Annotated in this window: 16 protein-coding genes; 7 read left to right on the plus strand and 9 right to left on the minus strand. The window is 67.0% G+C overall.

Annotated elements, in window-relative coordinates; all coding sequences use genetic code 11:
• Window positions 1–26: 26 nt before the first annotated feature.
• From QQK43_RS13040 to QQK43_RS13055, 4 genes are all read right to left on the minus strand, one after another.
• Window positions 27–1,103, minus strand: a complete 1,077-nt coding sequence (locus tag QQK43_RS13040) for a branched-chain amino acid ABC transporter permease (RefSeq protein ID WP_284308130.1) — start codon at window positions 1,101–1,103, stop codon at window positions 27–29.
• A gap of 150 nt (window positions 1,104–1,253) precedes the next feature.
• Window positions 1,254–2,183: a branched-chain amino acid ABC transporter permease gene (locus QQK43_RS13045; protein ID WP_234264101.1), complete on the minus strand. Its 930-nt coding sequence runs from the start codon at window positions 2,181–2,183 to the stop codon at window positions 1,254–1,256.
• A 183-nt stretch (window positions 2,184–2,366) separates the two neighbouring features.
• Window positions 2,367–3,152, minus strand: a complete 786-nt coding sequence (locus tag QQK43_RS13050; protein ID WP_234264100.1) for an ABC transporter ATP-binding protein — start codon at window positions 3,150–3,152, stop codon at window positions 2,367–2,369.
• A 33-nt stretch (window positions 3,153–3,185) separates the two neighbouring features.
• Window positions 3,186–5,132: an AMP-dependent synthetase/ligase gene (locus tag QQK43_RS13055; RefSeq protein WP_284308131.1), complete on the minus strand. Its 1,947-nt coding sequence runs from the start codon at window positions 5,130–5,132 to the stop codon at window positions 3,186–3,188.
• A 190-nt stretch (window positions 5,133–5,322) separates the two neighbouring features.
• Between QQK43_RS13055 and QQK43_RS13060 the strand changes: the two genes are divergently transcribed.
• The 4 genes from QQK43_RS13060 (at window position 5,323) to htpG (ending at window position 9,796) form a co-directional block, all read left to right on the plus strand.
• A complete protein-coding gene (locus tag QQK43_RS13060; RefSeq protein WP_234264098.1) occupies window positions 5,323–6,048 on the plus strand; it encodes a Crp/Fnr family transcriptional regulator in 726 nt (241 codons plus the stop codon).
• 44 nt (window positions 6,049–6,092) lie between these two features.
• Window positions 6,093–7,334 carry a pseudouridine synthase gene (locus QQK43_RS23470; protein WP_370465272.1) on the plus strand — a complete coding sequence of 414 codons (1,242 nt, stop codon included), beginning with the start codon at window positions 6,093–6,095 and terminating at the stop codon, window positions 7,332–7,334.
• A 39-nt stretch (window positions 7,335–7,373) separates the two neighbouring features.
• Window positions 7,374–7,712, plus strand: a complete 339-nt coding sequence (locus QQK43_RS13070; protein WP_059400350.1) for an ankyrin repeat domain-containing protein — start codon at window positions 7,374–7,376, stop codon at window positions 7,710–7,712.
• A 134-nt stretch (window positions 7,713–7,846) separates the two neighbouring features.
• Window positions 7,847–9,796, plus strand: coding sequence for a molecular chaperone HtpG (htpG, locus tag QQK43_RS13075; protein ID WP_234264096.1), 1,950 nt, complete (start codon window positions 7,847–7,849; stop codon window positions 9,794–9,796).
• Window positions 9,797–9,878: 82 nt separating this feature from the next.
• Here the strand turns inward: htpG and QQK43_RS13080 are convergent, their stop codons facing one another.
• From QQK43_RS13080 to QQK43_RS13095, 4 genes are all read right to left on the minus strand, one after another.
• A complete protein-coding gene (locus tag QQK43_RS13080; protein ID WP_234264095.1) occupies window positions 9,879–10,295 on the minus strand; it encodes an organic hydroperoxide resistance protein in 417 nt (138 codons plus the stop codon).
• Between the two features lie 58 nt (window positions 10,296–10,353).
• Window positions 10,354–10,803: a MarR family winged helix-turn-helix transcriptional regulator gene (locus tag QQK43_RS13085; protein ID WP_234264094.1), complete on the minus strand. Its 450-nt coding sequence runs from the start codon at window positions 10,801–10,803 to the stop codon at window positions 10,354–10,356.
• A 111-nt stretch (window positions 10,804–10,914) separates the two neighbouring features.
• Window positions 10,915–13,359: a methyl-accepting chemotaxis protein gene (locus tag QQK43_RS13090; protein WP_234264093.1), complete on the minus strand. Its 2,445-nt coding sequence runs from the start codon at window positions 13,357–13,359 to the stop codon at window positions 10,915–10,917.
• Between the two features lie 198 nt (window positions 13,360–13,557).
• Complete coding sequence (locus QQK43_RS13095; RefSeq protein ID WP_284308132.1) at window positions 13,558–14,616, minus strand: serine/threonine protein kinase; 1,059 nt, start codon at window positions 14,614–14,616, stop codon at window positions 13,558–13,560.
• Between the two features lie 54 nt (window positions 14,617–14,670).
• Between QQK43_RS13095 and QQK43_RS13100 the strand changes: the two genes are divergently transcribed.
• A complete protein-coding gene (locus QQK43_RS13100) occupies window positions 14,671–15,546 on the plus strand; it encodes a class I SAM-dependent methyltransferase (RefSeq protein ID WP_284308133.1) in 876 nt (291 codons plus the stop codon).
• Between the two features lie 9 nt (window positions 15,547–15,555).
• Here the strand turns inward: QQK43_RS13100 and QQK43_RS13105 are convergent, their stop codons facing one another.
• Entirely contained in the window at window positions 15,556–16,203 is a 648-nt protein-coding gene (locus QQK43_RS13105) for a DUF2059 domain-containing protein (protein ID WP_284308134.1), read from the minus strand.
• Window positions 16,204–16,352: 149 nt separating this feature from the next.
• On the opposite strand from QQK43_RS13105, the gene QQK43_RS13110 reads away from it, so the two are divergent.
• The gene (locus QQK43_RS13110; protein ID WP_234264089.1) at window positions 16,353–17,543 is read left to right on the plus strand and encodes a cation:proton antiporter; all 1,191 of its coding nucleotides are present in this window, start codon (window positions 16,353–16,355) and stop codon (window positions 17,541–17,543) included.
• Between the two features lie 3 nt (window positions 17,544–17,546).
• Complete coding sequence (locus QQK43_RS13115; protein WP_284308135.1) at window positions 17,547–18,665, plus strand: YbdK family carboxylate-amine ligase; 1,119 nt, start codon at window positions 17,547–17,549, stop codon at window positions 18,663–18,665.
• The last annotated feature ends 4 nt before the right edge of the window (window positions 18,666–18,669 follow it).

Consider the following 18,669-nt stretch of genomic DNA (forward strand, 5'->3'; position numbering starts at 1 on the left):
GGTGGTGAAAGCGAGCGGGAAAAAACTCAGTGGGGGAAAGGCCAGAGGCGCAGCTTCTGCTTGCCGATGGACCACAGCCGTGCCAGCCCGTGTGGCTCGACGATGAGGAACCACACGATCAGCCCGCCGAAGATCATGAATTCGGCGTGGGCGACGGCGGTGGTGGAAACGGTCATGCCGAACAGGCCGGCCACGAAGGGCAGCAACTGGTTCAGCGCAATGGGCAGCACCGTGATGAAGGCGGCGCCGAACATGCTGCCCATGATGGAGCCCAGGCCGCCGATGATCACCATGAACAGCAGGCGGAAGGAGTAGTCGACCGAGAAGGCCGAGGGCTCCCAGGCACCCAGGTAGACGAAGGCCCACAGCGCACCGGCCACGCCGATGATGAAACTGCTGACCGCAAACGCGCTGAGCTTGGCGTACATCGGGCGGATGCCGATCACCGCGGCGGCCACGTCCATGTCGCGGATGGCCATCCACTCGCGGCCGATGGCCGAACGCACCAGGTTCTTGGCCAGCAGCGCGATGATCGCCAGGATGCTCAGGCAGAACAGGTACTTGCTGACCGCGCTTTCCAGGTGCAGGCCGAACACCTGCAGGTTCGACACAGCCACCGAACCCGAGGGCGTGTCCAGCGTGAACCACTTGATGCGCAGGAACATCCAGTCGGCAAAGAACTGCGCTGCCAGCGTGGCCACCGCCAGGTACAGACCGCGCACGCGCAGGCTGGGCAGGCCGAACAGGATGCCGAACAGCATCGCGCAGACACCCCCCAGGATCAGCGCCGGGATCAGCGGCATGCCCGGCACGCGCACGAAGAAGTTGTAGGCCCCGTAGGCGCCCACCGCCATGAAGGCGCCCGAGCCCAGCGAGATCTGGCCGCAATAGCCGACCAGGATGTTCACGCCCACGGCGGCGAGCGAGAAGATCAGGAACGGGATCAGGATGGCCCGCATCAGGTAGTCGCTGGCCAGCATCGGCACCGCGACGAAGGCCAGGGCCAGCAGCGCCAGGATGGCCCAGCGGTCCTGCGCGATCGGGAAGATCTGCTGGTCGGCGCGGTAGGAAGTCTTGAACTGGCCGTTTTCTCTGTAGAACATGTTCTTTTCCTTTTGTCTCAGCCTCTTCGGTGAGAAATGCCTGACCCAGCGCTCCCGAGGAACCGGCTTTGCCGGGCCTCAGGGAGCGTCCCCCTCCCGCCGAAGGCGAGAGAGGGGGAAGACGCGAAGCGGCGCAGGGGGTGTTTCATGTCATACCCGGTCGATGATTTTTTCGCCGAACAGCCCTTGCGGCCGAAACAGCAGGAACACCAGCGCCAGCACATAGGCGAACCAGATTTCGATGCCGCCGCCGACCAGTGGACCGATGTAGATCTCCGAGAGCTTTTCGCCCACGCCGATGATCAGGCCGCCGATGATGGCGCCGGGTACCGAAGTCAGCCCGCCCAGGATCACCACCGGCAGCGCGCGCAGCGCCACCGTGGTCAGCGAGAACTGCACGCCCAGCTTGGAGCCCCAGATGATCCCGGCCACCAGCGCGGTGATGCCGGCCACGCACCAGACGATGACCCAGATGCGGTTGAGCGGGATGCCAATGGACTGCGCCGCCTGGTGGTCGTCGGCCACGGCACGCAGCGCGCGCCCGGTGCTGGTCTTCTGGAAGAACAGGCTGAGCAGGGCCACCAGACAGGCCGCGATGATGGCCGCGACGATGTCTTCCTGGTTGATCAGCACACCGCCTTCGAACATGCTTTCGAACAGGAACAGCGGGTCCTTGGGCATGCCGATGTCGATCTGGTAGACGTTGGAGCCGAACAGCGACTGGCCCAGGCCGTCCAGAAAGTACGAGATGCCCAGCGTGGCCATCAGCAGCGTGGCACCTTCCTGGTTGACCAGGTAGCGCAGCACCAGGCGTTCGATCAGCCAAGCCAGCGCGAACATGCAGGCGGTGGCGATGGCGAAGGCGATCAGGTTGGCCAGCAGCTTGCTCTCCAGCCCCAGCCACTGCGGAATCCATTCAGAAAAGCGCGCCATCGCCAGCGCCGCGAACAGCACCATCGCGCCCTGGGCGAAGTTGAAGACGCCCGAGGCCTTGAAGATCAGTACGAAGCCCAGGGCGACCAGCGAATACAGCATGCCCGCCATCAGGCCGCCGATCAGTGTTTCAAGAAAAAATCCCATTTCAAATCCTCAGTGATTCACCAACACGCAGCGGCGAAAACGTGAGCGCCAATGCAGCAGACCAACGAAGGGGAACCCAGCCCAGGGCACCCGTGGAACCGGCTTTGCCGGGCCGCAGGGTGCGTGCCCCTCCCGCCACAGGCGAGAGAGGGGGAAGACGCGAAGCGGCGCAGGGGGTGCATCTCAATGACTCGTGCCGAGGTAGGCGCTGATGACTTCTTCGTTGTTGCGCACCTCGTCCGGGGTGCCGTCGCCGATCTTTTTGCCGTAGTCCAGCACCACCACGCGGTCGGAGATGTCCATCACCACGCCCATGTCGTGTTCGATCAGCACGATGGTGGTGCCGAACTCGTCGTTCACGTCCAGGATGAAGCGGCACATGTCCTGCTTCTCCTCGACGTTCATGCCCGCCATCGGTTCGTCCAGCAGCAGCACCTTGGGCTCCATGGCCAGCGCACGGCCCAGGTCCACGCGTTTCTGCAGGCCGTAGGGCAGGGTGCCCACGGGCGTCTTGCGGTAGGCCTGGATTTCGAGAAAGTCGATGATGTGTTCGACGAACTCGCGGTGCTGCTCTTCTTCTTTCTGCGCCGGCCCGATGCGCAGCGCCTGCAGCAGGATGTGGCTCTTCATGCGCAGGTTGCGGCCGGTCATGATGTTGTCGATCACGCTCATGCCCTTGAACAGCGCCAGGTTCTGGAAGGTGCGGCCGATGCCCATCTCGGCCACCTGCCGGCTGTTCATGCCCTTGAAGGTGCGGCCGCGGAAGGTGATGGCGCCTTCCTGCGGCTGGTACACGCCGTTGATGCAATTGAGCATGGAGCTCTTGCCGGCGCCGTTGGGGCCGATGATGGCGCGGATCTCGTGCTCCTTCACATTGAAGGAGATGTCGGTCAGCGCCTTGACGCCGCCAAATCGCAGGCTGATGTTCTGGACGTCGAGGATGACGTCGCCGATCTTCTTGGTGCTCATGCGGGTGTTTCCCTCGGGGTGCGCGCTGCGGCCTCAGGCCGCGGCCTTGACCGGCTGGAAGGTCTTGGCGTCCGAGATGCGCAGCGTGGCACTCACGCTGCCGCTGCGCCCGTCCTCGAACTTGACCTGGGTTTCGATGTACTGCTCGGCCTTGCCGCCGTAGAGCGCGTCGACCAGCACGCCGTACTTGTCGCCGATGAAGCCGCGCCGGACCTTGTTGGTGCGGGTCAGCTCGCCGTCGTCGGCATCCAGTTCCTTGTGCAGCACCAGGAAGCGGCTGATCTGGCTGCCGGCCAGCAGCTCGTCGCGGCTGAGGTCGGCGTTGACCTTTTCCACACAGTCCTTGATGAGTTCGTACACCTCGGGCTTGGCGGCCAGGTCGGTGTAGCCCGCGTACGGCAGGTTGCGCCGCTCGGCCCAGTTGCCCACGGCCTCGAAGTCGATGTTGATCATCACGCAGACCTTCTCGCGCCCGTCGCCGAAGGCCACCGCTTCCTTGATGTGCGAGAAGAACTTGAGCTTGTTCTCCACGTACTTGGGCGCGAACATGGCGCCGTCGTGCGCGCCGCCGAGCAGCCGGCCGACGTCCTTGACGCGGTCGATGATCTTCAGGTGGCCGTCCTTGTCGATGAAGCCCGCGTCGCTGGTGTGGTACCAGCCGTCGGCGCCGAGCACCTCTTCGGTGGCCTTGGGATTCTTGTAGTACTCCTTGAGCAGGCCCGGCGATCGGACCAGGATTTCCCCGGTGTCCGACAGCTTGATTTCCACGCCTTCGCAGGGCACGCCCACGGTGTCGGCGCGCGCCTCGTGGTCGGGCTGCAGGCACACGAACACGGCGGTTTCGGTGGAGCCGTAGAGCTGCTTGAGGTTGATGCCGATGCTGCGGTAGAAGCTGAACAGGTCGGGGCCGATGGCTTCGCCCGCGGTGTAGGCCACGCGCACCCGCGACAGCCCCAGGTTGTTGCGCAGCGGGCCGTAGACCAGCAGGTTGCCCAGGGCGTACTTCAGACCGTCCAGGAAGCCGACCGGCTTGCCGTCCATCCGGTCGGGGCCGACACGGCGGGCCACGTCCATGAAGGTGTGGAACATCTTGCGCTTGAGCGCGCCCGCGTCTTCCATGCGGATCATCACGCTGGTGAGCAGGCCTTCGAACACGCGCGGCGGGGCGAAGTAGTAGGTCGGGCCCACCTCCTTCAGATCGATGCTGACCGTGGCACCCGACTCGGGGCAGTTCACCACGTAGCCGGTGACCAGCCATTGCGCGTAGCTGAAGATGTTCTGCCCGATCCAGGCCGGCGGCAGGTAGGCCAGCACCTCGTCCTGGGGGGTCAGCCGGTCGAACTTGCTGCCGACGGTGGCGCGGTCGATCAGGGTGCGGTGGGTGTGCACCACGCCCTTGGGGTTGCCGGTGGTGCCCGAGGTGAAGAACATGGCGGCCACGTCCTCAGGCCGGGCCTTGGCGATCTCCTCGCGGAACAGGTCGGGGTGGGCCTTGGCGTGGGCCTGGCCGGCGCCGATCAGTTCGTCCAGGCCCGCCAGGCCGGGCTGGTCGTAGTTGCGCAGGCCGCGCGGATCGTCGTAGTACAGGTGCTGCAGCTGCGGGCACTGCGGCTGGATCTCCAGCATCTTGTCGACCTGCTCCTGGTCTTCCACCACCGCGAAGCGCACCTCGGCGTTGTTGATCGGGAACACGCATTCGGCAGCCACCGCGTCCTGGTACAACGGCACGGGAATGGCGCCCAGCGCCTGGGCGGCCATCATGGCGGCGTAAAGGCGCGGACGGTTGGCGCCGACGACGATGAGGTGCTCGCCGCGCTGCAGGCCGGCCTGGTGCAGCCCACAGGCGATGCTTTCGACCAGCTTGGCCATCTCGCCCCACGAGGTGGTCTGCCAGATCCCGTATTCCTTCTCGCGCATGGCCGGCGCTTCGGGCCGTTGCCTGGCGTGTTCCAGCAGCAGCTGGGGGAAGGTCGTTTGCATGGTGCTTGTCTCCTTGTGCCGCGCAATCGGGGCGGCGGGGTGGAGCGGATGGGCGACCACCGGCCACCGATCCGTACCAACTGGCCTGCATGGTAGGCACGATGTTTGACGTCGTGTTGTCGGTACGACGACAATCGAAGGGTCAACCCTCCTAGGACTTTCCCTAGCCAATGTGTCCCGGACTTGCCGCATGAGTGCCTTTCGCCCCTCCCGCCCTGGTTCGGTCCTGCGCGAGACCGCCCGTCCTCCCCAACGCGCCGAGCTGGACGAAATTCCCTGGGTGCGGGCCCTTTCCGGCGAAGAGCGGCTGCGCGCGGAGGAGGCGCTGATCGTGGGCGAGATCCAGGCCGGCGACACCATCTGCCGGTACGGCCGCACCGTGACCTACTGGTTCGGCCTGCTCGATGGTCTGCTCAAGATGAGCAACGACGACTCGCAGGGTTTTCTCATCACTTTCACCGGGATTGCCCCAGGGGGCTGGTTCGGGGAGGGCACGGCGCTCAAGCGCGAGGCCTATCGCTACAACGTGCTGGCCCTGCGGCGCAGCCGCGTGGCCGGTTTGCCGGTCGACACCTTCCACTGGCTGCTCGACCACTCGATCGGGTTCAACCGCTTCGTGATGAACCAACTGAACGAGCGCCTGGGGCAGTTCATCGCCGCGCGCGAGATCGACCGCATCAACAACCCCGACCTGCGCGTGGCGCGCAACCTGGCGGCGTTGTTCCATCCGCTGCTTTCGCCCAACGTGGGCGGCGTGCTGCGCATCACCCAGCAGGAACTGGCCTACCTGGTGGGGCTGTCGCGCCAGCGGGTGAACGAGGCCCTCGCCGCCCTGTCGGCCAAAGGCTGGATCCGGGTTGAATACGGCGGCCTGCGCATGCTCGACCTGCAGGCCTTGCGCACGGGCGAGCTGTAGGCGCCGACCGTCACGGCGGGGCAGGACCGTGGGATGATTCGCACATGACCGAAAAAACCACCAAGACGCTGCAACTCAAACCCCAGGCGGCCACCGGCAAACCCACCGCCCCGCGGCCGCCTGTGCGGCCCCGGGGACCGGCGCGTGCCCGTCCGCTGTCGGAGGTTCAGGCCGAGCGGGCGGCCTACGAAGCGGCCCGCGAAGCGTGGAACCCGCCGGGCGAACGCAGCGCCCCCCGGGGGCCGGCGCGCCCGGGGGGGGCACCGGCTGGGCGCCAGGGCAGCGAGCGCGGTGAACGCGGTGATCGTGGTGATCGTGGTGATCGTGGTGATCGTGGTGATCGTGGTGATCGTGGTGATCGTGGTGATCGTGGTGATCGTGGTGATCGTGGTGATCGCGGCCCCCGAAACGAACGCACCGAGCGTGGTGAGCGGCCACCGGGGCGAACCAATCCGGCGGCCCGAGCACCGCGCCCGCTGGCTGCGGAGCGCTCGCCGGGCGACAGTATCCGCCTCAACAAGCGGCTGGCCGATCTGGGCCTGTGTTCGCGGCGCGAGGCCGACGAATGGATCGAGCGCGGCTGGGTGGAAGTCAACGGCCAGACGGCGCAGATGGGCCAGGCCGTGACCGAGGCCGACCGCATCGACGTGCTGCCCGCCGCCCAGCACCGGCAGGACAGCCGCGTGACCATCCTGCTGCACAAGCCCGTGGGCTACGTGAGTGCGCAGGCCGAAGACGGCCACGAAAGCGCCGCCGTACTGGTGCAGCCCCGCAACCAGTGGCGCAGCGACCCGCTCATCCGGCGCGGGCCGAGCTGGCAGCCGCAGCACGCGCGCGGCCTGGCGCCGGCCGGCCGGCTCGACATCGACTCCACCGGCCTGCTGGTGCTCACGCAGGACGGCCGCGTCGCCCGCACCCTGATCGGCGAGGATTCCGGCATCGAGAAGGAATACCTGGTGCGGGTGCACTGGGCGCCCAACGGACCCAAGGGTGCGGACGTGGTCACGCAGGATGTGCAGGCTGTGTTTCCCGCCGAAAGTCTGGCCTTGCTGCGCCACGGCCTCAGCCTGGATGACCAGCCGCTCAAGCCGGCACAGGTCGACTGGCAGAACCCCGAGCAGCTGCGCTTTGTGCTCACCGAAGGCAAGAAGCGCCAGATTCGCCGCATGTGCGAACAGGTCGGTTTGCACGTGGTGGGGCTCAAGCGCATCCGCATGGGCCGCATCGTGCTGGGCCAACTGCCGGTGGGCCAGTGGCGCTACCTGCGGCCGGACGAGCGTTTCTGAACCGGGGCCTGGACGGCCCCACCCGAAGCGAGGAAGCCCATGTCTGGTGGTGACTGGAAAGAACTGTACGACGCGGCCTGCACCGGGGACGAGGCGCTGGCGCGCTACCACCTCAGTGCCGGGGTGGACCCCAACTACCAGCACCCGGAGGTGATGTGCACGCCGCTGGTGGCGAGCCTGGTCCACGGGCACGACGCCGTGGCCCAACTGCTGCTCGAACACGGTGCCGACCCCAACCTCCGCTCCGACTTCGACGACCTCACGCCCCTGGAGGCCGCGACCCGCCATGGGCGGGCGCCCTTCGTCAAGCGCCTGAAGGCGCTGGGCGCTGAGCCGCGCCGGCCCAAGCCGTTCTGGTGGCGCTGGCTGCCGGTGTGATCGCCGGTCCCGGCAGGGCTTGAAACCCTGCCCTGCGCCCATAATTTCGCCCTTGCGCGTGCTGCCTGCCCGCCGGCTGTCGCCAGCCCGGGGCACGGGCAGCGGTTTCCTTTGTCACTCTTTTTGATCCGAGCATGAGCAAACAGACCCTGAACTTCCAGGCCGAAGTGGCCCAGCTGCTGCACCTCGTCACCCACTCGCTGTACTCCAACAAGGAAATCTTCCTGCGCGAACTGATTTCCAACGCGTCGGACGCCTGCGACAAGCTGCGTTTCGAGGCGCTGGACCAGGCCTCGCTGTACGAGGACGCCCCGAACCTCGAAGTGCGCGTGGCCTTCGACAAGGACGCCCGCACGCTCACCATCACCGACAACGGCATCGGCATGAGCCAGGCCGAGGCGGTGGAGCACCTGGGCACCATCGCCAAGAGCGGCACCAAGGACTTCATGGGACGCCTCAGCGGCGACCAGAAGAAGGACGCGCAGCTCATCGGCCAGTTCGGCGTCGGCTTCTATTCGGGCTTCATCGTGGCCGACCGCATCACGGTGGAAAGCCGCCGTGCCGGCCTGCCTGCTGCCGAAGGCGTGCGCTGGGTCAGCGCCGGCACGGGCGACTTCGAGGTCGAGACCATCGAGCGCGCGGCCCGCGGCACCAGCGTGATCCTGCACCTGCGCGAGGACGCCACCGAGTACCTGAGCCACTGGAAGCTCCAGCAGATCATCGGCAAGTACTCCGACCACATCAGCCTGCCCATCCTGATGCAGAAGGAGACCTGGGACGCCGAGAAGAGCGAGTACGTCACCCAGGACGAATGGGAAGCCGTCAACTCGGCGTCGGCCCTGTGGACCCGGCCCAAGAAGGACATCAGCGGCGAGCAGTACGTCGAGTTCTACAAGGTCATCAGCTACGACCAGGAAGCCCCGCTGGCCTGGAGCCACAACCGCGTCGAAGGCAGCACCGAATACACGCAACTGCTGTACATCCCGGCCAAGGCGCCGGCCGATCTCTGGAACCGCGACCGCAAGGCCGGCATCAAGCTGTACGTCAAGCGCGTGTTCATCATGGACGAGGCCGACGCGCTGATGCCGGCCTACCTGCGCTGGGTCAAGGGCGTGGTCGACTCGGCCGACCTGCCGCTCAACGTGAGCCGCGAACTGCTGCAGGAAAGCCGCGATGTGAAGGCCATCCGCGAAGGCAACACCCGCCGCGTGCTGGCCATGCTGGAAGACCTGGCCCGGAAGGACAAGGCGCCCGAGACCGCCGAGGGCCAGGACGGCGTGACCGACGTGGTCAGCGAAGAAGACAAGGCCGAACAGGCCCAGGACGCGGGCAAGTACACCGCCTTCTACGCCGAGTTCGGCGCCGCGCTCAAGGAAGGCCTGGGCGAGGATTTCGCCAACCGCGAGAAGCTGGCCAAGCTGCTGCGTTTCGCCTCCACGCAGAGCGATGCGGTGAGCGTGTCCTTCGCCGACTACAAGGCGCGCATGAAGGATGGCCAGAAAGCCATTTACTACATCACCGCCGACACGCTGGCGGCGGCCAAGAACAGCCCGCAGCTCGAACTCTTCCGCAAGAAGGGCATCGAGGTGCTGCTGATGACCGACCGCGTCGATGAGTGGGCGCTGTCGTTCCTGCCGGAGTTCGACGGCACGCCGCTGCAGAGCGTGGCCAAAGGCGCGGTCGATCTGGGCGAACTGCAGGACGAGGACGAGAAGAAGGCGGCCGAGCAGGCGGCCGAGAGCTTCAAGCCGGTGCTGGAGAAGCTCAAGGCGTCGCTCAAGGACAAGGCCAAGGACGTGCGCGTGACCACGCGCCTGGTCGATTCCCCGGCCTGCCTGGTGGTGGAAGACGGCGACTATTCCACCCAGCTGGCACGGCTGCTCAAGTCGGCCGGCCAGAAGGCGCCCGAGGTGCAGCCCATCCTCGAAGTCAACGCGGAACACCCGCTGGTGAAGAAACTTGACGGCTCCAGCCACTTTGACGATCTGGCGCACATCCTGTTCGACCAGGCGCTGCTGGCCGAAGGCGGTCTGCCGGACGATCCTGCGGCCTACGTGCGGCGTGTGAACGCGCTGTTGGCCTGAGCCTGCCAACCTCGCGAAAAAGGGCGCCCCAGGGCGCCCTTTTTTTCTGCAGCGCGGGGCGTTGGCCCCGGCCGCCCGGCACTCAGGCCAGGGTGATGGTGACGTCGATGTTGCCGCGCGTGGCGTTGGAGTAGGGGCAGACCTGGTGGGCGGTGTCGACCAGGGCTTGCGCGGCCGCGCGGTCCATGCCGGGCAGGTGCACCGTCAGGCGTGCGGCGATGCCGTAGGCCTGGCCGACCGGGCCCAGGTCCACCTCGGCATCGATGGCCACATCGGCCGGCACGCTGATCTTCTGCTTGGCGGCCACGGCCTTGATGGCGCCGATGAAGCAGGCGGAGTAGCCGGCGGCGAACAGCTGTTCGGGGTTGGTGCCGGTGCCCGACGTGCCGGGCGGCGAGAGCTTCACGTCCAGGCGGCCGTCGTCGGTGCGCGAGGCGCCGTCGCGGCCACCGGTGGTGTGGGCGTGGGCGGTGTAGAGGACTTTATCGAGCGATGCCATGGTGGTCTTCCTTGAAGTGGGCTTGCGGGGCAAGCGGGGTGGTGAACGGAAAAAGGGATCAGGTGTGGAGGCGGGACCGCAGCCCCTGCAACTGCCGGGTCATGGCGCGGATCTCGTCCAGCTCGCACTGCGTGGCCTGCCGGATGCAGGCCGGAATGCGCAGGGCGCGCGCCTTCAGTTGCCGGCCGCTGGGGGTCAGGCGCACCAGCACGCGGCGCTCGTCCGCGGTGTCGCGCAAACGGCTCACATGGCCGGCGGCTTCGAGGCGCTTGAGCAGCGGGGTCAGCGTGCCCGAATCGAGGAACAGGCGCTCGCCGAGTTCGGAGACGGTCAGGCCATCGCGCTCCCACAGCGCCAGCAAAGCCAGGTACTGCGGATAGGTCAGCCCGAGTTCGTCCAGCATCGGTTTGTAGAGCTTGGTCATGGCCAGCGATGCGGAATACAGCGCGAAGCACAGTTGGTTGTCCAGCAGCAGGGACGGGTCGTTGTCGGTCATCGGGGAGGCCATGGGTCGTATTATTTCGAACAATTAAATTGTGTGCAATGTAATTGTTCGAAAGACCCTAGTGTCGACCCAGGATAAGGCCCGGAACGGGTGGGGGCTTCGGGTCCGTGGCCCTTACCGGGCCGTGGTCACCTGCTGGAGTTCGGCGAGCAGTTGCGAGGCGCGCTGGGTGTGGAGGGCCTGCTGCTGGGTGGCGGCCTGGATCTCGTCCAGCGCCTGCCGGGTCTGGTTCAGGGCGTGGAGCAGGTGACGCAGGCAGGTTTCGGTGTCGCCGGACAGACGCCGGCCTTCTTCGGCCTGGCGCCCGGTCTGGCTCAGGTGCCGGGCGAGTTCCCGGGTGGCTTCGGAAGAGCGGTCGGCCAGCCGGCGCATCTCCTCGGTGACGACCACGAGGCCCTGTTCACCGGCGCGCGCGGCCTCGACCGCCCCGTTCAGGGCCGTCTGGTGAGACTGTCCGGCGATCTCGCCGATCAGCCCGAGAACCTGGTGCACGCTGTCGCTGGTCTGGCAGAGTGCGTCCGCAGTGGCCTGGATGCGGGTCAGGCAGCGGCCGCTCTCTTCCGCCTGATGCTGGGTGTCGTTGCCCAGGCGGCGCGACTGGCGGACCTGGTCGTCCAGGTGTCCGAGGCCACCCTGCATCGCGTTGAGCGTCTCCGACAGGGCATCGATCTGGCGGCCGAACCGCTGTTCGCGCTGTACCTGCTCGGTCACGTCCATGGCGAACTTGACGATTTTCCAGGGCCTGCCCTGGTGGTCGAGGACGGGGTTGTAGGTGGCCTGGATCCAGACCTCGGTGCCCTGTTTGCTCAGGCGGCAGAAACGGCCACTCTGAAAACGGCCCTGTGCCAGGTCGGCCCAGAAGTGCCGGTACGTGGGCGACGCCAGCACATCGGGCGGGCAGAAGAGACTGTGGTGCTGCCCCAGCACTTCGTGCTCGGCGTAGCCCAGTGCCCGCAGGAAGTTGGCGTTGGCCGAGAGCACACGGCCTTCGAGGTCGAATTCGACCACCGCCTGCGAGCGCGAGAGCGCGTCGATCTTGCTGGTGGCTTCGGCGGCGAGGCGCTTGGCCTCGGTGATGTCGGTGCTGAACTCCACCACCTTGAGGACCCGGCCCGCGGTGTCGAAAACCGGGTTGTAGCTGGCGCGCACCCAGACATCGTTGCCCTGTTTGTCGACCCGGTGGAATACGCCGGCGAGCAGCTCGCCGCGGGCCAGCTGGGCCCAGCGCTCCTGGTATTCGGGGGAGCGCGCGCGGTCTTCGGTGCAGAACATGCGGTGATGCTGGCCCACGACTTCGTCAAGTGTGTAGCCCAGCGTTTCGAGGAAGTTGTCGTTGGCGTGCAGCACGTGCCCGCTCAGATCGAATTCGACCACGCCCTGGACGCGGTCGATGGCGCGGGTCAGGCTTTCGTTGTCGGCGGTGCGGCGCTTGATGTCGGTGATGTCGGTGGCGAACTTGACCACCTTCACCGGGTAGCCTTCGGGGTCGAACACCGGGTTGTAGCTGGCCTGGATCCAGACCGGCTGGCCGTCGCTGCGCAGACGCCGGAACTCGCCGCTGTGCACCCGGCCAGAGGCGAGCTGGTCCCAGAAAGCATCGTAGGCGCGGCTCTGCGCGTAGGCGGGTTCGCAGAACAGGCGGTGGTGCTGGCCCCGGATCTCGCTCAGGGAATAGCCCATGAGCCGCAGGAAGTTGTCGTTGGCGTGCAGCACGTGCCCGCTGAGGTCGAACTCGATGACCGCCTGCACACGGTCGATCGCGTCGATCAGGGCCTGCACCTCGGCGCCCTGCTGTTTGCGTTCGGTGATGTCGGTGGCGAACTTGATCACGCGGACGGGTTGCCCCTCCGAGTCCAGCACCGGGTTGTAGCTGGCCTGGATCCAGACTTCGCGCCCGTCCTTGCCCAGCCGCTTGAACTCCCCGCTGTGGACCTGGCCGGAAGCAAGGTGGTCCCAGAACGCGGTGTATTCGGCAGTCTGGCTGTGGCCCGGGGTGCAGAACATGCGGTGGTGTTGGCCCTGGATGTCTTCGAGGCGGTAGCCCATCAGGTCCAGAAAGATGTCGTTCGCGTGCAGGACATGGCCGCCGAGGTCGAACTCGATGACGGCCTGGACCCGGTCGATCGCGGCCAGGCGCGCGGCCACGTCGGCGTGGAAATCCTTGCTGTCGGTGAGGTCGCTGGCCAGGTGCAGCACCCGCAGGACCACGCCTTCGCTGTCGACCGTCGGATGGAAGTGCGAGAGGAGCCAGAGGTGGCGGCCGTCGCGCGCGAGGTTCTGGAATTCACCGGTCACGCCCTGGCCCTGCGCCAGGTGTTCCCAGGCAATTTCGTGCGCCTCGTCGCCCGGCAGGCACAGTTCCAGATAGTGCCGGCCAACGAGGGACTCCGTGGTGTAGCCGAGCATCTGGACGAAGCGCTCGTTGGCGCGAAGCAGGGTGCCGTCGGCCGCGTACTCGGCAATGGCGTGGGCCTGATCGATGGTCTCCAGCATGGCTTGCTGCGCCAGGTGGTCGGTTTCGGCAGCGAAGCGGGTCTCAAGGCGGGAGTAGGCGGTCATGGGGTCCTGACTGACGAAGATCGAAGGGCGCGGCGGTTTTGCGCGCAGCGCGTCCTGAAGTCATCGTCGGGGCGAGCGCGTTCTTGAACATGCACCTGTGGCGGTCAGGGGCTTTTGAACCGTGGCGTTGCCAGGCGTGGGAAAACGGCTATGCCCTTTGCCTGCCGGGCGCGCCGGCCAGCGCTGATGGCGCCCGGCTCAGGCCACCAGCGGCGGCGCCTGCATGTCTTCGATCTGTTCGACCAGCATGTCCACCTGGCCTTGCCAGTAATCGCGGCTGCCGAACCAGGGGAAATTGATCGGGAAGGTGGGGTCGTCCCAGCGGCGGGCGATCCAGGCGCTGTAGTGGATCAGGCGCAATGTGCGCAGCGGCTCGATCAGGGCGAGTTCGCGCCGGTCGAAGTCGCGCACCTGTTCGTAGCCGTCGAGCAGGGCGCCGAGCTGCTGGTTGCGCTGGGCGCGCTCGCCCGAGAGCAGCATCCACAGGTCCTGCACGGCCGGGCCGGTGCGGGCATCGTCCAGGTCGACGAAGTGCGGGCCGGCGCCGGGCTGACCGTCCGGGGTCCAGAGGATGTTGCCCGGATGGCAATCGCCGTGCAGGCGCAGGCTGCGGTGGTCGGCGGACAGCGGCTGGGGTTGCAGCAGCCAATGGGATTCAATGAGTGTGAGCGCTTCCTCGCAATGCCGCGTCCAGGCGCTGCGCACTTCGGGCGCGATGGCTTCGTGCGCCAGCAGCCAGTCGCGCGGCTCGTGCAGGAAGGTCTGGCTGTCCAGCGCCGGCCGGTGCTGGAAAGGCCGGGCAGCGCCCACGCTGTGCAGGCGGGCGAGGAAGCGGCCGATCCACTCCAGCACGTCGAAGTCGTCCAGTTCCGGGCGGCGGCCGCCGCGGCGCGGGCTGACGGCAAAGGCAAAGCCGTCGAAATGGTGCAGCGTGCGGCCGTTCAGTGGCAGCGGGGCGACAACGGGCACTTCGGCGGCCACCAGTTCGGCCGCGAAGTCGTGTTCCTCCTGAATCTGGGCGTCGCTCCAGCGTCCGGGTCGGTAGAATTTCACCACCACCTGGCTGTGCCCGTCCACGGGCGATTCGAGCGCGGCCTGGTAGACCCGGTTCTCATAGCTGCCCAGGGTGTCCAGCCGGCCGTCGCCCCAGAGGCCGACGCTGGCCAGCGCGTCGAGCACCCGGTCCGGCGTGAGCCGGGCGTAAGCGTGACCGGCAGGCGGGGTGGGGGGCGCGTGGGTGGAATCGTTCGTGGGCATCGGGCGATTGTCGCTGTGCCGGCAGTGGTGGCGGCGCGTCCTTATGATCGCCCCATGCCGAAACCGTCTTCACGCCACCGCGCCGCACCCACGCTGCAGCAGCAACTGCCCGAGTTGCGCGAGGGCCAGTCCGTCGAACTGCTGCAGGAGCTGCACATCCTCACGCGCGAGGGCAAGCTCAACCAGGATACGCGGCGCAAACTCAAGCAGGTCTACCACCTGGTGCAATTCATCGAGCCGCTGCTGCAGCAGGTGCTGGACGAGCGTGGCGACGTGACACTGGCCGACCACGGCGCCGGCAAATCCTACCTGGGGTTCATCCTCTACGACCTGTTCTTCAAGGCCAAGGCCACCGGCTGGGTGTACGGCGTGGAGGCGCGCAGCGAGCTGGTCGAGAAATCGGTGGCGCTGGCGCAGCGCCTCGGGTTTCAGCGCATGAAGTTTCTGGCCACCACCGTGCAGCAGGCCATGGACCACCCGGACCTGCCGCCGCAGATCGACGTGGTGACGGCACTGCACGCCTGCGACACCGCCACCGACGACGCCATCGCCTTCGGCCTGGCGCGCCAGGCGCGTTTCATGGTGCTGGTGCCTTGCTGCCAGGCCGAAGTGGCGTCGGTGATGCGCCAGCACAAGGCACTGAACCTGTCGCGCACGCCGCTGGCCGAACTCTGGCGGCACCCGCTGCACACACGCGAGTTCGGCAGCCAGATCACCAACGTGCTGCGCTGCCTGCAACTGGAGGCGCAGGGCTACGAGGTCACGGTGACCGAACTCGTGGGCTGGGAGCACTCCATGAAGAACGAGCTGATCGTGGCGCGCCGGCGGCCGTCTCCGCAGGCTGCTCTGCAGGCCCGCGCGGGCGAACGCCTGCGGGCCTTGCTGGACGAATGCGGTCTGCAGCCGCTGGCCGGGCGCTTCAGCGCCTGACCAGGGCGTTTATTTGCCGGGTGCTTTCGCCGGCGGCTTGGTCGCGGGCGCATTGCCGCTGGCGGGGCCCTGGGCGGCCGCGAGGCGGTCGCCGATGGACTTTTCCAGGGCCTGCACCCGCGGGCCCACCGTGCTGCGGGTTTCGGCCACCAGCTTCGACTGCAGCGCCTGTTGCATCTCGCTGCTGAGTTGCTGGTACTTGGCGAACGCGGGGGATTCGAGCACGGCGATGACCTGGCGCAGCTCGTCCTCGGTGAACTTCTGCTCCAGCAGGCTGCCGACGGTGGACGGCGCCAGCGCGACCGCGCGGCTGCGCACCTGGGGCACGGTGTCGTTCAGGTATTTCTGTACGTCGCCCTGCACATCTTTGCCCAGGGCGTCCTGTTTGTCGGCCGGCACGCGGGCAGCGACCACCTGGCTCGCCCGTTCGAGCAGGATGGCGGCCGGTTCCTCGACCAGGGAGCGGGCCAGGTTCTCGATGCCGGGCTGCTGCAGGCGAACCAGTTTGCTCACCAGCTCCTTTTTGGCGGGGCTGGCGGGCTCGGGCGCCTGGGCGTGGGCCAGGGTGGCGCAGGCACACAGCAGGAACACGGCCGGGGCGTGGCGTGGCAGATGCGGGCGCAGGCGGGCCAGCGGGAACATTTGTTGGAGCTTCATATTCGTAGTGGACCACAAGCCCATGTCGGGTTTGTAACCGGTCGGTGTCCGGGTGTGCATTTCTGCCGGCTTGGCCCGATGGTCAGGGGCTGCCGTCGCGGTTACGATCCGCCCTCCAGACCGACCACAACCCCAGGAGGCCCGCGCCGATGCCCGAAGACATGACCTTTCTGTTGCAGGCCGTGACCTGGCCGCTGGTGTTGCTGGTGGCCTGGTTCCTGGGGGAACGTCTGAACGAGTCGGCGGGCATTCCCCGGGTCAGCAGTTACGTGGCGGTGGGGCTGGTGGCCAGCCTGTTCAACCTGCCCGGGGTGACCGAGTCCGTGCCGGGCTTGCCGTTCCTGGCCAATGTGGCGCTGTCGCTGGTGCTGTTCGAACTGGGCTACCGCATCCATCTGCGCTGGTTCCGCCACAACCCCTGGGTGTTGGTGCTCGGGCTGGTGGAATCGGTGCTGACTTTTGCGCTGGTGTATTTCGCCGCCGGCTGGTTCGAGCTGCCGGTGGACACCCGGCTGATCATCGCGTCGCTGTCGGTCTCGGCCTCGCCGGCCGGTATCGTGCGCGTGGCCAACGAACTGCGCAGCACCGGCCAGGTGACCGAGCGGGTGCTGCACCTGTGCGCCATCAACTGCATGGTGGCGGTGCTGGCGCTCAAGCTGGTGGTGGGGTACTGGCACCTGTCCACCTCGGGCGACATGGTGCAGGCCGTGCTGGGCAGCGTGCACGTGCTGGTGACGTCGGTGGCCGCAGGCGCGCTGTTGGGCGTGGCCATGCCGGCGTTGCTGCGGGCCCAGCGCATCCAGGCGCGTGACGTGACCCTGGTGTTCGCGCTGGCGGTGCTGCTGCTGACGACCCTGTCCTACGGGCTCAAGCTGTCTCCGCTGCTGGCCGCGCTGACTTTCGGCATCGTGGCCCGCGAGCGCCGCGTGCACCTGACCAACGCCCAGCGCGGTTTCGGCACGGCGGGCGATCTGCTCAACATCTTCATGTTCGTCTACATCGCTGCCCTGCTGGACTGGCGGGCGGTGCCCGCGGGCCTGGCGCTGGGGCTCACGCTGATGGTGGTGCGCACGGCCTCCAAAGTGCTGTGCAACGTGGCTGCGGCGCGGCTGTCGGGCAGCACCGAGCGCAAGGGCGTGCTGGCCGGGCTGGCGCTCATGCCGATGTCGGCCTTTGCCATCCTGCTGCTGGAGCAGAGCCGCATCCTGGGCTTTGCCCCGGCGCGCGATGTGCTGGCGGTGATGGCCTTCATGATGCTGGTGCAGGAACTGCTGGGCCCGCTGGTCACGCAGCGCGCCTTGCACGCCGCGGCCGAAACCCACGTCACCCAGGAGCCCTGAACCATGCCGTTGGAAACCTTCAAGGCCTCCGAGTCGCTGACCCTGGGGGTCGAGCTTGAACTGCAACTGGTCAACACCTACGACATGGACCTGTCCAGCAGCGCCAACGACCTGCTGGAACTGCTGCGGCGCAAGCCTTTCCCGGGCACGGTCACGCCGGAGATGACGCAGAGCATGATCGAGATCGCCACCGACGTGCAGAGCGAACACGGGCCGTTGCTGGCGCAGTTGCGCGCCATTCGCGACACGCTGGTGCATGCGTGCGACCGGCTCAACATCGAGATCGCCGGGGGCGGCACCCACCCGTTCCAGCGCTGGTTCGAGCAGCGCATCTTTTCCAAGCCTCGCTTCCAGGAGCTGTCGGGCCTGTACGGCTACCTGGCCAAGCAGTTCACGGTGTTCGGCCAGCACGTGCACGTGGGCTGCAGCTCGCCCGACGAGGCGCTGTTCCTGCTGCATTCGCTCAACCGCTACGTGCCGCACTTCATCGCGCTGTCGGCCTCGTCGCCGTTTTCGCAGGGGGTGGACACGTTGTTCGACTCGGCGCGCCTGAATTCGGTGTTCGCGTTCCCGCTGAGCGGGCGGGCGCCGTTCATGCTGAGCTGGGAAGAGTTCGCCAATGTCTACTTCACCAAGATGGAGAGCACCGGCGTGGTCAAGTCGATGAAGGACTTCTACTGGGACATCCGGCCCAAGCCCGAATACGGCACCATCGAGCTGCGTGTGTGCGACACGCCGCTGACGGTGGAGCGCGCCGCCGGCCTGGCTTGCTATCTGCAGGCGCTGTGCCGCCATCTGCTGGAGCGCAACGAGCCGCCGCCGGAGGAAGACGACTACCTCGTCTACACCTACAACCGCTTCCAGGCCTGCCGCTTCGGCCTGGACGGCATGATGGTCAATCCCAAGACGCGCGAGCAGATCAGCATCCGCGAAGACGTGCTGGCCACCCTGCGCAAGATCGCCCCCCATGCCGACGCGCTGCAGTCCCAGGCCGCGATGGACGAGATCGAACGCACGGCCGCGCGCGACGGCAACCACGCCAGCTACCTGCGCAAGTGTTACGCCGCCAGTGGCAGCGTTCAAGGCGTGGTGGCGGCCAGCGTCGAGGCCTTGCGGGCCTGAAATC

The sequence above is a fragment of the Hydrogenophaga electricum genome (assembly GCF_030160815.1).
Lineage (GTDB): Bacteria > Pseudomonadota > Gammaproteobacteria > Burkholderiales > Burkholderiaceae_C > Hydrogenophaga > Hydrogenophaga electricum.